Source organism: Streptomyces sudanensis, from assembly GCF_023614315.1.
GTDB lineage: Bacteria > Actinomycetota > Actinomycetes > Streptomycetales > Streptomycetaceae > Streptomyces > Streptomyces sudanensis.
Genome location: NZ_CP095474.1, coordinates 290,464 through 303,007, shown reverse-complemented (window position 1 = coordinate 303,007; position 12,544 = coordinate 290,464). Strand labels below are relative to the sequence as shown.

9 protein-coding genes and 2 pseudogenes are annotated in these 12,544 nt (G+C 75.8%); 6 read left to right on the top strand and 5 right to left on the bottom strand.

Annotated features, from left to right (window positions below):
- Positions 1 to 504: 504 nt before the first annotated feature.
- Positions 505 to 1,317: an SAM-dependent methyltransferase gene (locus MW084_RS01380; protein WP_010475057.1), complete on the top strand. Its 813-nt coding sequence runs from the start codon at positions 505 to 507 to the stop codon at positions 1,315 to 1,317.
- Positions 1,314 to 3,483: pseudogene (locus MW084_RS01375) on the top strand (putative bifunctional diguanylate cyclase/phosphodiesterase). The gene MW084_RS01380 and the pseudogene MW084_RS01375 overlap by 4 nt, the downstream one beginning before the upstream one ends.
- A gap of 13 nt (positions 3,484 to 3,496) precedes the next feature.
- Here MW084_RS01375 and MW084_RS01370 read toward each other — a convergent pair.
- Positions 3,497 to 3,883 (bottom strand): annotated as a pseudogene (locus tag MW084_RS01370) (LysR family transcriptional regulator substrate-binding protein); the annotation flags it as partial.
- A gap of 419 nt (positions 3,884 to 4,302) precedes the next feature.
- Between MW084_RS01370 and MW084_RS01365 the strand changes: the two are divergent.
- Positions 4,303 to 6,453, top strand: coding sequence for a LamG domain-containing protein (locus tag MW084_RS01365; RefSeq protein WP_193789371.1), 2,151 nt, complete (start codon positions 4,303 to 4,305; stop codon positions 6,451 to 6,453).
- Between the two features lie 186 nt (positions 6,454 to 6,639).
- The gene (locus MW084_RS01360; RefSeq protein WP_029553887.1) at positions 6,640 to 7,128 is read left to right on the top strand and encodes a phosphatase domain-containing protein; all 489 of its coding nucleotides are present in this window, start codon (positions 6,640 to 6,642) and stop codon (positions 7,126 to 7,128) included.
- A gap of 55 nt (positions 7,129 to 7,183) precedes the next feature.
- Here MW084_RS01360 and MW084_RS01355 read toward each other — a convergent pair whose 3' ends face one another.
- Positions 7,184 to 7,414 (bottom strand): dodecin, encoded by a 231-nt coding sequence (locus tag MW084_RS01355; protein WP_029553888.1) that lies wholly within the window; start codon positions 7,412 to 7,414, stop codon positions 7,184 to 7,186.
- Positions 7,415 to 7,785: 371 nt separating this feature from the next.
- On the opposite strand from MW084_RS01355, the gene MW084_RS01350 reads away from it, so the two are divergent.
- The gene (locus MW084_RS01350) at positions 7,786 to 8,568 is read left to right on the top strand and encodes a GNAT family N-acetyltransferase (RefSeq protein WP_010475573.1); all 783 of its coding nucleotides are present in this window, start codon (positions 7,786 to 7,788) and stop codon (positions 8,566 to 8,568) included.
- Complete coding sequence (locus tag MW084_RS01345) at positions 8,568 to 9,485, top strand: lysophospholipid acyltransferase family protein (RefSeq protein WP_029553889.1); 918 nt, start codon at positions 8,568 to 8,570, stop codon at positions 9,483 to 9,485. Before MW084_RS01350 ends, MW084_RS01345 begins: the two co-directional genes overlap by 1 nt.
- Here MW084_RS01345 and egtD read toward each other — a convergent pair.
- From egtD to egtB, 3 genes are read right to left on the bottom strand one after another with little or no spacing between them, the layout of a single operon-like run.
- Positions 9,383 to 10,345, bottom strand: a complete 963-nt coding sequence (egtD, locus tag MW084_RS01340; protein ID WP_010475578.1) for an L-histidine N(alpha)-methyltransferase — start codon at positions 10,343 to 10,345, stop codon at positions 9,383 to 9,385. The two genes, MW084_RS01345 and egtD, sit on opposite strands and share 103 nt — an antisense overlap.
- On the bottom strand, positions 10,342 to 11,166 hold the full coding sequence (egtC, locus tag MW084_RS01335; RefSeq protein ID WP_010475580.1) for an ergothioneine biosynthesis protein EgtC: 825 nt from the start codon (positions 11,164 to 11,166) through the stop codon (positions 10,342 to 10,344). Before egtC ends, egtD begins: the two co-directional genes overlap by 4 nt.
- Before the next feature lie 7 nt (positions 11,167 to 11,173).
- Positions 11,174 to 12,493 (bottom strand): ergothioneine biosynthesis protein EgtB, encoded by a 1,320-nt coding sequence (gene egtB, locus MW084_RS01330; protein ID WP_275563429.1) that lies wholly within the window; start codon positions 12,491 to 12,493, stop codon positions 11,174 to 11,176.
- Between the last annotated feature and the right edge of the window lie 51 nt (positions 12,494 to 12,544).

Genomic DNA, 12,544 nt, shown 5'->3' with positions numbered 1-12,544 from the left:
GGCGGGGGCCGGGCCGGCCCGGCCCCCGCCCGTCCACCGGGGGAATCCGCCCGGACTCCGGGCGCCGCCCGCGCCGGCGGACCCCCGGCGGCCACCTCCGGACGCCCGCCGGCGCGGCGCCCGCCGCCGGGGGTGGAGCCGGTGCCCGCCTCAAAGCCGCGGGGCTCCTGGGCGGCACCGGTGTGCCGCCGGGCGGCGAGGAGGCCGCCGGAGCGGCACCCGGGGCGCGGGCGGCGTCCGCACACCGCACCTCCCGGTGGAGAACCGGCCGGATCGCCCAAGTAGAGTGTCCGGCGCGTGATTTCGGCCCGGAAGCGGCCCGTTCGCCCCGCTCCTCGCGGGACTGTCGGGCCGTTTCCGGAGATGCGCACTTGTGGACAGTCTGTGACCAAGAACGGATCGCTTTTTTCCGTTTCCTCTCGCCCTCCCGGCGGGCGATCAGTAGCCTCGGCTCGAACGCAGGCCACCACAAGACCGAACGCCATGGCGACTGTTGGAGATTTGATGGACCGTCCCGCCTGGGCCCCGCCGGGCATCGACCTGTCGGTGCCGAGCGTATCCCGCATATACGACTACTACCTGGGCGGTTCCCACAACTTCGAGGTCGACCGCGAAGCCGCCCGCCGGGCGATGGAGTTCCTTCCGGGCCTGCCCAAGACCATGCAGGCCAACCGGGCGTTCATGCGCCGCGCCGTGCGCCACGCCGTCGGCGAGGGCATCACGCAGTTCCTCGACGTGGGCTCCGGCATCCCGACGTTCGGCAACGTCCACGAGGTCGCCCAGCAGGCCGACCCCGCGGCGCGCGTCGTGTACGTCGACCACGACCCGGTCGCCGTCGCCCACAGCAAGGCCGTGCTCGACGGGAACGACCGCGCCGAGATCGTCGCCGCCGACCTCCGCAGGCCGCAGGAGATCCTCCGCAGCCCCGAGGTGGACCGGCTCCTCGACCTGGACCGGCCCGTGGCGCTGCTGCTCGTCTCCGTCCTGCACTTCCTGGAGGACGCCGACCGCCCGTACGAGGCGGTCGCCCGGCTCCGCGACGCTCTGGCGCCGGGCAGCCTCCTCATCCTCACCCACGCCTCGCTCGAGTGCATCCCCGCCTCCGAGGAGCAGGCCGACGGCGCCATCGGCGTCTACCGCGACATCCGCCGCCCGCTGGTGATGCGGTCCCGCGACGAGGTCGCCCGGTTCTTCGACGGCTGCGAGATGGTCGAGCCCGGCCTCGTGGCGATGCCGTACTGGCGGCCCGACACCCCGCCCGAGCAGGAGGATCCCTACGCCTTCTCGGGCTTCGCCGGGGTGGGGCGCAAGGGGTGAGCACGCTGGCGCAGGCGTCGGGTTCCACGGCGGAACCCGACGGCCTGGAGGACAGGCTCCGGCGGTTCGCGACGATATGGGGCCGGGCCATCTTCCCGGTCACCGCCACGTCCCTGACCCGCACCGAGTTCGAGCAGTACCTGCTGCCGCTCGCCCGGCGGCTCAGCGCCGCCCTGCGCGCCAGGCCCTTCGACGTCGCCCCCGCCCAGTCGGTGGGGGCCGCCCTGGTCGCCGCCCACTGCACGGACCCGGACGCCCTGAGCCGCACGCTCGGCGTCGTCGACTCGTACCTGGTGCTGTACTGCGGCGCCGGCGCCGACACGCCCGCCGACGACCTGCGGGCCCGCTGCGCGCGCCTCCAGCACGCCCTGGCCGCCGGGTTCGCCCCGGGCGCTGCGCGAGCGGACCCTCAGCGAGCAGGAGGCCATCGCCCGGTCCGCGCTCGCCGCCCGCGCCTTCGCCGAACAGGCCCTGCACGCCACGGAGGTCCGCTTCCGCGCCGTCTTCGAGGACGCGGCCATCGGCATCGGCATCGCCGACCTCGACGGCAACGTCCTCGACGTCAACGGCGCCCTCACCCGGATGTTCGGCGGCCTGGAGCAGGACGTCCGCGGCCGCAGGGTCACCGAGTGGGTCCACCCCGAGGACGCCCCGCACGTCTGGAACCTGTACGGGGAGCTCGTGCGCGGCGAGCGCGACCACTTCCGCGTGGAGAAGCCGTTCTACCGCTCCGACGGCACCGTCCTGTGGACCAACCTGACGGTCTCCCTCCTGCGCGACGCCGAGGGCCGCCCCCAGTACCAGCTCGCCCTGCTGGAGGACACCACCGAGCGGCGGCTGCTCAACCTCCGCCTGCGCTACGAGGCCACCCACGACGCGCTGACCGGGCTGCCCAACCGCAGCCTGTTCTCCGAACGCCTGGAGAAGGCCCTCGCGGCGGGCGGGGACACCCGCTTCGGCCTGTGCTACCTCGACCTCGACGGCTTCAAGGCCATCAACGACAGCCTCGGCCACGCCGCGGGCGACCGGCTCCTCGTGGAGGTCGCCGACCGCCTGCAGTCCTGCGCGACCGCGCCCGGCGAGATGGTCGCGCGGCTCGGCGGCGACGAGTTCGTGGCGCTCACCACCGGCCCCGACGTCACCGTGCGGGAGGCCGAGGAACTCGCCTGCCGCATCCTGGGCGCCCTGTCCGTCCCGATCAGCCTGGACGGCCGCGAGATCACCGTGCGCGGCAGCATCGGCATCGTCGAGGGCCGCGCCGGCGAGCACGCCCCGGCGGACGTGCTGCGCAGCGCCGACATCACCATGTACCGGGCCAAGTCGGCGGGCGGCAACCGGTACGAGCGGGCCGACCCGGAGGCCGACGCCCGCGCCATCACCCGGCACGGGCTGACGACCGCGCTGCCCGCCGCCCTGGACCGCGGCGAGTTCTTCATCGAGTACCAGCCCCTCGTCCACCTCGGCGACGGCACCGTGCACGGCGCGGAGGCACTGGTCCGCTGGTGCCACCCGCAGCACGGCGTGCTCGGCCCCGACCGGTTCATCCCGCTCGCCGAGCACACCGGCCTGATCGTGCCGCTCGGCCGCTGGGTCCTGGAGGAGGCGGTCCGGCAGGCCAGGTTCTGGGAGCGGCGCCACACCGACGGCGGCCCGCTGCGCATCAACGTCAACCTCTCGCCCACCCAGCTCCACCACCCGGGCCTGGTCGGCGACATCACCGACGTCCTGGACCGCTCCGGCCTCCCCCCGGGCGCCCTGTGCCTGGAGGTGACCGAGTCGGCTCTGATCGGCGCCGAGGACGACCTGCTCAAACCCATGCGGCAGGTCGCCGAGATGGGCGTCGACATCGCGCTGGACGACTTCGGCACGGGTTACTCGAACCTGGCCAACCTGCGCCGCCTCCCGGTGAGCGTCCTGAAGCTCGACCGCTCCTTCACCCGCGGGATGCAGCAGCACCCGGCCGACCCGGTCGACACGAAGATCGTGGAGGGCGTCGTCTCCCTGGCCCACAGCCTGGACCTCGCCGTCACCGTCGAAGGCGTGGAGACCGCCGTCCAGGCCGAGCAGCTGCGGGCCCTGGGCTGCGACACCGCCCAGGGCTGGTACTACGCCCGCCCCGGCGCCCCGGACCGCATCCACACGCTGGTCCTCGCCGACGCGGTGTGACGGGACCGGCCGCTCAGCCCTCCGCGGTCGACCGCAGCAGCACCCGCCGCAGCTCGCGGGCCGCGCGCGGCGGCGCGACGTCGCTCCGGTGCGCCAGCGCGACGGTCCGCCGCAGCCCCGGCGGCGCGAGTGCCGTGACCCGCAGGTCCCGCCCCGCCCGCGCCGCCACCATGCCCGGCACGACCGCCACGCCCAGCCCGGCCCGCACGAACCCGAGGACCGCGTCCATCTCGCCGCCCTCCACGGCGAACGACGGCTCGAACCCCTCCGCCCGGCACGCCGCGACCGTCAGCTCCCGCAGGTCGTACCCGTGCCGGAACATCACCATCGGCCGCCCCGCCAGGTCCGCGATCCGCACCGGACCGCGCGGCGCCGGGTCCTCCGGGGAGGACACCCGGACTTCGCCGACGTCCTCGGCCGCATGGGCCGCGAGGCGGTCCGGGAGAAGAGCGGTGACCTCTTCGACACGCACCAGCGGATCACCGCGGAGAACCCGCACGAACTTCCCGTGCGGATCCACCCCGCGGCCCGCCCCGCCCTTGGCACGGGTGGGGAAACGAGCCGGCAGCGGCCCCCGCCCGGCCTGGCCCGTCAGGCTTCCGGGCCCGGAAGCCCGGCCGTGGCTGTGCGAACTCCCACGCGCGGCCCGCCGGTCCCGGCGGGTTCCACCCGGGCACCGCGCGGGACGTTCCGGCCGCCTCTGAGCAGAAACGCGCCACCGGGCCTTCGATCCCGGGAAAGCGACTGAGCGGTGCCGACACCCCTGTTAGCCTCCTGCGGCACGGATGATCCGTGAGGGGAGCGAGGGGGAGGAGAACCATGAACTCGGCAGGGAACAAGAGGAGTAGGGAGAGACGCAGGCGTCTCGTGGTGGGAGGGTTGGCCACCGCTCTGCTGGCCCTGCCCGGCACGGCCCATGCCACAGGCAACCTGCCGCCGCTCCAGCCTCTCGTCCAGAATTTGGAGACCGGCGGTCGACCGTGCGCGGTGGGCGGGGAACTGCCGTACGTCGACGGGCCGCCCACGCTCGGTGCCGTCCTCCACGACCCGGAGGAGGACGACCGGCCGGGCGAGGGCAACATGGTCGAGGGACGGTTCGAAGCCTGGTGGACGGACGCGGCCGGAACCGAGCAGCGCCGGACGCACACCACCACCTCGACCGTGTCGGGAACCCGGCACACGTGGCGGATGCCGGAGGACACCCCGGCGGACACGGTGATCTCCTGGCACGTGCGAGCCTCTGACGGCACGGCCGCCTCCGCCTGGAGCGACGAGGGCGGCGGATCCGTCTGCCAGTTCGTCCGCGACGACACCAGCCCCCGGCAGCCGGTCGTCACCTCCTCCGACCACCCGGACGAGGAACCTCGCGGCGGCGTCGGCGAGTACGTCGGCTTCACCGTGGACTCCCCGTCGGATGACGTCGTCGCCTACCGCTACGAGTTCACGGGCGGGCCGTCTCTGACCGTCGGGACCGGGGAACCCGGCGGCCCGGCCACGATCCGTCACCTGTCCCTGCGCGAAGGCCCCACCTCTCTCGACGTTCAGGCGGTCGACCGGGCCGGTCGAGTCAGCGCGGCCTCCACGTACCGCTTCACCGTCCGGCCCGGGCGCGCCCCCGTCGCCCACTGGACACTCTCGGACGCACCCGGGTCGACCGTCGCCGCCGCCCGGTCCGGGCCCGCCGCCGGTGCCGGTTCCGGCGTGGTCTTCGGCACCGATGGCCCCCGGGGCGCGTCCGTCGCCTCCGTCGCCACCCTCGACGGCAGCAGCCACGGGTTCCTCACCCCGAACGTCCCGGTCCTCGACTCGCGCAAGACCTTCGCGGTCAGCGCCTGGACGCGCCCCGCGAGCACGGACCGGAACGCGACCGTCGTGAGCCAGGACGCGGGCGGTGACGCCGGGTTCGTCCTGGGCTTGCGCGCTCAGGACGAAGGGCCCCTCTGGTCCTTCGCAGTCGGTGGCACCCGCGTCGTCGGCGGCACCCCGGAGAACGGCAGGTGGACCCATCTGCTCGGCCTGTACGACGCGGAGACGGGCCGGGCGCGGCTGTACGTCGACGGCCGCGAGGTCGGTTCCGGCGCGACAACCGTGCCCTCCGCGACGACCACGGGGGCCTTCCAGATCGGACGCGCCCGCAACGGTGACGGCTACCGTGACCGCTGGCAGGGCGAGATCGGCGACGTCCGGGTCCACGACCGGGTCGTCGTACCCGACGAGCTCACCGAACTCGCCCACCGCCGGCCGGTCCTCCTCGGACACTGGTCCCTGGAGAACGCGGCGGGCGGCACCAGCCCGGAACGGAACGGCGGGAAGCCGCTGGCCCTCGGCCCCGGCGCCGCGATCCACCGCGGACCGGACGGCTCCTGCATCCCCGGCATCGACCCGGACTGCCCCGACGTGCCCTACGCCCTCGTCGGTGACGGCCATCTGCAACTGGACGGCACGGCGGGGTACGCGACGACCGGCACTCCCCTCGTGGACACCGAGGAAAGCTTCACCGTCGGCGTGGTCGTCCGCCTCACCGACCCCGATCCGGTCCGCCCGATGACCGTGCTGTCGCAAGCCGGTGAGAACACGGACGTGTTCAAGGTCCGCTACGACCCCTCCGCGCAGGCATGGCAGCTGGTGATGCCACAGCGCGACGAGGTGGGGGCACCGGAAACGGTGGTGTCGCAGATCAGCGCCGCGGAGGGTGGCTGGGGGCCGGGCCGCCGCCTGGCGGTCGTCCAGGACCGGGCCGCCGGCCGGGTGAGCCTCTACCTCGACGGGCAGACCGGTCCGGGCGCGACCGCGTCCCTCCCGGAGGGGCTGCGGAGCTCCGGGGCACTCCAGATCGGCCGGGCGAAGGCCGGTGACGGCTGGGGCGAATACCTGCACGGCGACGTCGACGAGGTGCAGGTGTACGCCGGGGCACTGAGCGGCACCCACGTCCAGCACCTGGGCACGGGCGTCGACCTCCCACTGGGCTGATCCCTTCCCGCCCCCAGGGGCCGCTTCCCACGCAGGTGCGGGGAGCGGCCCCCGCCGTTCGTTCCCCGTCCCCGCCCTCCAGGCGGTCCGAAAACGCCGGGGCGAACGCGCGGGGTGCCGCACGCCGGCGCAGAGGCCCGCGCCGGGTCGGCGCGTCGGGGCCGGGGGAGTGCCTACGCTGGTGGGGTGAGGAGCGACAGCAGACCCCTGGCCGTGTTCGACCTGGACAACACCCTCTCCGACGCGCGGCACCGGCAGCACTTCCTGGAGCGCGCGCCGCGCGACTGGGACGCCTTCTTCGGCGCCGCCCCGCAGGACCCGCCCCTCCCGCCCGGCGTCGCCCTGTGCCTGGAGGCGGCCCGGCGGTACGAGGTCCGCTACCTGACCGGGCGGCCCGAGCGCTGCCGGCGGGACAGCCTCGACTGGCTCGCGGCGCACGGCCTGCCCGCGGGGCGCCTCCACATGCGCCGCGACGGCGACCGGCGGCCCGCCCGGCTGACCAAGATGGAGGTGCTGCGCCGGATCAGCCGGAACCGGGAGGTGCGCATGCTCGTCGACGACGACGAGCTGGTGTGCGAGGCCGCCGAGAGCGCGGGCTTCCGCGTCGTACGCGCCGACTGGGCGCTCGGCTCCCGGGCGCTGCGGCAGGCGCAGGAGACGGAGGGCCGCACCTGACGGCGCCCGGCCCCGCCGCGGGCGGGCCGACCGCCCCGCGCCGTGCGGGGGCCGCTCAGGGCTCGTCGCCGGCGTCCGGCCCGTCGAGCCGGAAGCCCACCTTCAGCCCCACCTGGTAGTGCGCCACCTTCCCCTCCTCCAGATGCCCCCGGACCTGCGTCACCTCGAACCAGTCCAGGTTGTGGAGCGTCTGCGCGGCCCGCGCGATCCCGTTGCGGATCGCCTCGTCCAGGCCCGTCTGCGAGGTGCCCACGATCTCCGTGACGCGATACGTGTGGTGTGACATGACCGCCTCCTCGTCGCCGGTGGCGCGCGCCCGCCGGCGCACCCTTTCCACGGTGCCCCAGGCCGCCCGCGACCGCGAGGCGGGGCGGGGCGGGGACGGCCGGGCGGCGTACGGCCCCGCGCGCACGCGCCGCCCCTCCGGGCCGGGAGCCGGCCGGGAGCCGGGCGGACCGGCGGCGCGCGGCCCGGAGGGCGCCGTTCCGCCCTCCGGGTCCGCGGCCGTCCGCCGCGGGCGGCGAACCGGGCATTCAACCGCCGCACATTTCCGTTCCGCCGAACGGTCACGTCGAATCCAGGTGACGGCGGGAGAAGTAGGGGTACGGGCCACCGCACCCCCGCGGCCGCCCCCGCCGCCCGGCCAAGGAGCCACCCATGTCCCTGACGACCCCGGCCCCGGTCACCACCGTCCCGGCCACCCCGGAGCCCGCGCTCCGCTACCGGGTCTCCCTCGCCCGCGAGCAGGAGGACGTGCGGGCCGCGCAGCGACTGCGGCACCTCGTCTTCGCCGGTGAACTGGGCGCGCGCATCGACGGCCCGGAACCCGGTCTCGACAGCGACGCCTTCGACGCGTACTGCGACCACATCCTCGTGCGGGAGGGGACCACCGGCGAGGTCGTCGGCACCTACCGCCTCCTGCCGCCCGAGCGGGCCCGCGTGGCCGGACGCCTCTACTCGGACGGCGAGTTCGACCTGACCCGCCTGGCGCCCCTGCGCGACGACCTCGTCGAGGTCGGCCGCTCCTGCGTGCACCCCGCGCACCGCAACGGCGCCGTCATCTCCCTCATCTGGGCCGGGATCGCCCGGTACATGGCCCGCACCGGCCACAACTGGCTCGCCGGCTGCTGCTCCCTGCCGCTCGCCGACGGCGGCGCGCTCGCCGCCGCGACCTGGGACACCGTCAAGGCCAAGCACCTCGCCCCCGAGGAGTACTGGGTCACCCCGCGCCGCCTGTGGTCCCCCGAGGGCGTCGTCCGGCCCGCCGCCCGCACCGAACTCCCGCCGCTGCTGCGCGGCTACCTCCGCCTCGGCGCCTGGGTGTGCGGCGCCCCCGCCCACGACCCGGACTTCGGCGTCGCCGACCTGTACGTCCTGCTGTCGCTGCGCCGCACCAACCCCCGCTACCTGCGGCACTTCCTCTCCCTCGGCGCGGAGTGATGAGCGCCTGGCTGCCGTCCGCGCCCTGCACCCCCGAGGGGTGCGCCACCTCCGCTCACCCGGTGGCCGGCCCGCTGCGCGCGGCGCTGCGCCTCGCCGCCGGGCTGGCCGCCGTCCTCGCCGGGGTGGTCCTCGCCCCACTCGCCGCGCCGCTCGCCCCGGCGGCCCGCCACCGGCTGACCCGCCTGTGGTGCCGGGCCGTCCTCCGGGCCTTCGGCGTCCGGATCCGCGTCGTCGGCGCCCCGCCGCCGCCCGGGCCGCTCCTCGTCGTCGCCAACCACGTCTCCTGGCTGGACGTGCCCCTCGTCGCGGCCGTCCTGCCCGGCCGGATGGTCGCCAAGCGGGAGGTGCGGCACTGGCCGCTGCTCGGCCCGCTCGCCGCCCTCGGCGGCACCCTCTTCATCGACCGGGACCGCCTGCGCGCCCTGCCGGACGCGGTCCGCTCCCTGGCCCGCTCCCTGGCCGCCGGGCACCGCGTGGTGGTCTTCCCCGAGGGCTCCACCTGGTGCGGCCGGGCACACGGCAGGTTCCGCCCGGCCGCGTTCCAGGCCGCGCTGGACGCGGGCGCCCCCGTCCAGCCCGTGCGGATCACCTACCGGCCCCTGGGCCCCGCGGCGTTCGTCGGCGACGACCCGCTGGCCGCGTCGCTGTGGCGGATCGCGACGGCCGGGCGGATCACCGCGGAGATCCGGCTCCTCGCGCCGCTCCGGCCCGGCGCCCACCCCGACCGCGGGGTCCTCGCCCGCGCGGCGCGGACGGCGGTCGCCGGACCGGCGACCACCGTCCACGTGCCCGCGCCTACCGGCCCGTACGGTCAGACCGCCGCCAGCGACAGGGCGAACCGCCCCTCCTCGTCCGTCCACCACCGCGACAGCGCCAGCCCGGCGGCCGCGAGCTCCGCCGCCACCCCCTCCTGACGGAACTTCGCCGACACCTCCGTCCGCATCTCCTCGCCCGCCGCGAACGGCACCACCAGGTCCAGCTCCGGGAACCGCACGGTCAGCGCGCGCCGCGCCCGCAGCCGCATCTCGATCCACTCGTTGTCCCGGTCCCACACGGCGACGTGGTCGAAGTCGCCCGGATCGACGTCCGCGCCCAGCTCCCGCGCCAGCACCGACAGCACGTTCCGGTTGAACTCCGCCGTCACCCCCGCCGCGTCGTCGTACGCCGCGACCAGCGTCGCCTCGTCCTTCACCAGGTCCGTACCGAGGAGCAGCGCGTCACCCGGCTCCAGCAGCGACCGCACCGACCGCAGGAACACCGCCCGCTCGCGCGGCAGCAGATTGCCCAGCGTGCCCCCGAGGAACGCCACGAGCCGGGGCCCCGGCGTGCCCGGCAGCGCCAGCCCCCGGGTGAAGTCGGCGACCAGCGCGTGCACCCGCAGCCCGGGGAGCTCCTCGGCCAGCGCCCCGGCCGCGCCGGCCAGGGCCGACTCGCTGACGTCGACCGGCACGTAGTCCACCAGCCCCGGTCGCAGCGCACGCAGCAGGTGCCGGGTCTTCTCCGACGAGCCCGACCCCAGCTCCACCAGTGTGCGGGCGCCGGTCGCCCCGGCTATCTCCGCCGCCCGGGCGACGAGGATCTCCCGTTCGGCGCGGGTCGGGTAGTACTCCGGCAGCCGGGTGATCTCCTCGAACAGCTCGCTGCCCCGCGCGTCGTAGAACCACTTCGGCGGCAGCTCCTTCGGCGTGCGGGTCAGGCCCCCCAGCACGTCGGCGCGGAGATCGGCGCCGGTCGTGCCCTCGGGCAGGGTGCGGGTCAGCAGGAACGGGCTCACGCGGGGGACTCCTCGAACGGTTCGGCGGCGGTGTGCCGGGTGCACGGATCGGGGGAGGGGGAAGGGACCGGCCCGGCGATCGGGCGGCCGGCCGCGACGCCGTCCGCGCCAGCGGTCAGCGCCGTCCCGTCCGGCACCTCGCACCAGCCGGGATCGTCGTCGTACGGCTCCGAGGCGACGACCGTGCGGCGGCCGGGCCCGGCCAGGTACCACAGGGTGTCGCCCCACGCGGTCGCGGCGACCGCCGTGCCGTCGGTCAGCAGCAGGTTCAGCCGCGACCCGGGCGCCACCGCGGCCACGTCGCGGACCACCCCGGCCAGCGCCCCGGCCGGTTCCTCGCCGCGCCGCAGCCGGTGCAGCACCAGCGCCCACACGAACGCCGAGTCGTTGCGGGCCTCCAGCTCCAGCAGCTCGGCGGGCGGCAGCCCGGCCACGAGCGCGGCGGCCGTGCCGGGCCAGCCGGCCACCGCCCCGTTGGGGCTGAACAACCACGGCCCCGAGGCGAACGGCGCGGCGGCGGCCTCCCCGTCCGCGCCGGGCAGGGTCGCGTCCCGCACGGCGGCCAGCGCCGCGTGCGAGCGCACCACCCGGGTCAGGTCCGCGAACGACGGGTCGGCCCACACGGGCCCCGCGCGGCGGTAGCGCGCCGGCACCGGGTCGCCCGGTGCGTACCAGCCGACGCCGAAACCGTCCGCGTTGACCGTCCCGTACCGCTGGCGGCGCGGCGCCCACGACTGCCGGTACAGCCCGTGCGGCGGCGCCACCAGCAACTCCCCGAGGGGGACCTCCCCCTCACCGATCCAGGCGACGTGGCGGCACATCAGCGCCTCACCCCGCGTCCCGCGCCGTGCGGAACCCGGCGAAGATCTGCCGCCGCACCGGGAGGTCCCAGTTCCGGAACGTCCCCCGGCACGCCACCGGCGCCACCGCGAACGAACCGCCCCGCAGCACCTTGTGCGCCGGCCCGAAGAAGACCTCCGAGTACTCCCGGTACGGGAACGCCGCGAAGCCCGGGTACGGCAGGAAGTCGCTCGCCGTCCACTCCCACACGTCGCCGATCAGCTGCCGCACGCCCAACGGGGAGGCCCCCGCCGGGTACGCCCCGGCCGGCGCGGGCCGCAGGTGCCGCTGCCCCAGGTTGGCGTGGTCTGGCGTCGGGTCGGCGTCGCCCCACGGGTAGCGCCGCGACCGGCCGGTGGCCGGGTCGTGGCGGGCGGCCTTCTCCCACTCGGCCTCCGTCGGCAGCCGCCGCCCCGCCCAGCGGGCGTAGGCGTCGGCCTCGTACCAGCAGACGTGCAGCACCGGCTCGTCGTCCGGTACGGGCTCCACGACCCCGAAGCGCCGCCGCAGCCACCGGCCGCCCTCGCGCCGCCAGAACAGCGGGGCGCCGATGCCGTGCCGCCGGATCAGCTCCCAGCCCTCGGGCGCCCACCAGCGCGGGTCGCGGTAACCGCCGTCCTCGACGAACTCCCGGTACGCGCCGCAGGTCACCGGCACGGCGTCCAGGTGGAACCCGGGTACGAACCGCACGTGGCCGGGGCGTTCGTTGTCCAGCGCCCACGGCTCCTCACCGTGTGCGACGCCCATCGTGAACGCGCCGCCCGGTATCCACACCTCGGCCGGGAGCCCGGCCGCACCGCCGTCGGGACGGGGCGGGACGGGCGCCGTCAGCGCGGCCGGCCCCCGCCGGAGCTGGTGGGTGACCAGCATCGTCTCGCCGTGCTGCTGTTCGTGCTGGGCGACCATCCCGAACACGAACGCGTCGTCCACCAGCGGATCGCCCTCCAGCCGGACCCCGTCGAGGAGGTCGAGCACCCGGTCGCGCACCTCGGCCCCGTACGCCCGCGCCTCGCGCGGAGGCAGCAGCGGCAGGGACGGGCGGGTGGCGCGGGGGTGCCGGAAGGCGTCGTACAGCGGGTCGATCCCGGGCCGCAGCGCGGGCCGGCCGCCCACGCCGCGCAGCAGCCACTGCTCCTCCTGGTTCGCTATGTGCGCCAGGTCCCAGACCAGCGGCGACATCAGGGGGGAGTGCTGGGCGGTCAGCTCGGCATCGTCGACGCAGTCGGTGAGCAGGGCGGTGCGCGCGCGTGCCGCCGTCAGCGCGTCGTACGCCCGCCGCCGCGAGGTCTCGGGGGAGGTGGTGGTCATGCGGGGAAGTCCTTCCCGGAGTCGGGGCCCTGGCCGCGGGCNGGCGTACGA

What these genes read in the sequence shown, in the direction of transcription:
- MW084_RS01380 (WP_010475057.1), top strand. Translation starts at nt 505, where the DNA reads ATGGACCGTCCCGCCTGGGCCCCGCCGGGCATCGACCTGTCGGTGCCG.
- MW084_RS01365 (WP_193789371.1), top strand. Translation starts at nt 4,303, where the DNA reads ATGAACTCGGCAGGGAACAAGAGGAGTAGGGAGAGACGCAGGCGTCTC.
- MW084_RS01355 (WP_029553888.1), bottom strand. Translation starts at nt 7,414, where the DNA reads ATGTCACACCACACGTATCGCGTCACGGAGATCGTGGGCACCTCGCAG.
- MW084_RS01350 (WP_010475573.1), top strand. Translation starts at nt 7,786, where the DNA reads ATGTCCCTGACGACCCCGGCCCCGGTCACCACCGTCCCGGCCACCCCG.
- MW084_RS01345 (WP_029553889.1), top strand. Translation starts at nt 8,568, where the DNA reads ATGAGCGCCTGGCTGCCGTCCGCGCCCTGCACCCCCGAGGGGTGCGCC.
- egtC (WP_010475580.1), bottom strand. Translation starts at nt 11,166, where the DNA reads ATGTGCCGCCACGTCGCCTGGATCGGTGAGGGGGAGGTCCCCCTCGGG.
- egtB (WP_275563429.1), bottom strand. Translation starts at nt 12,493, where the DNA reads ATGACCACCACCTCCCCCGAGACCTCGCGGCGGCGGGCGTACGACGCG.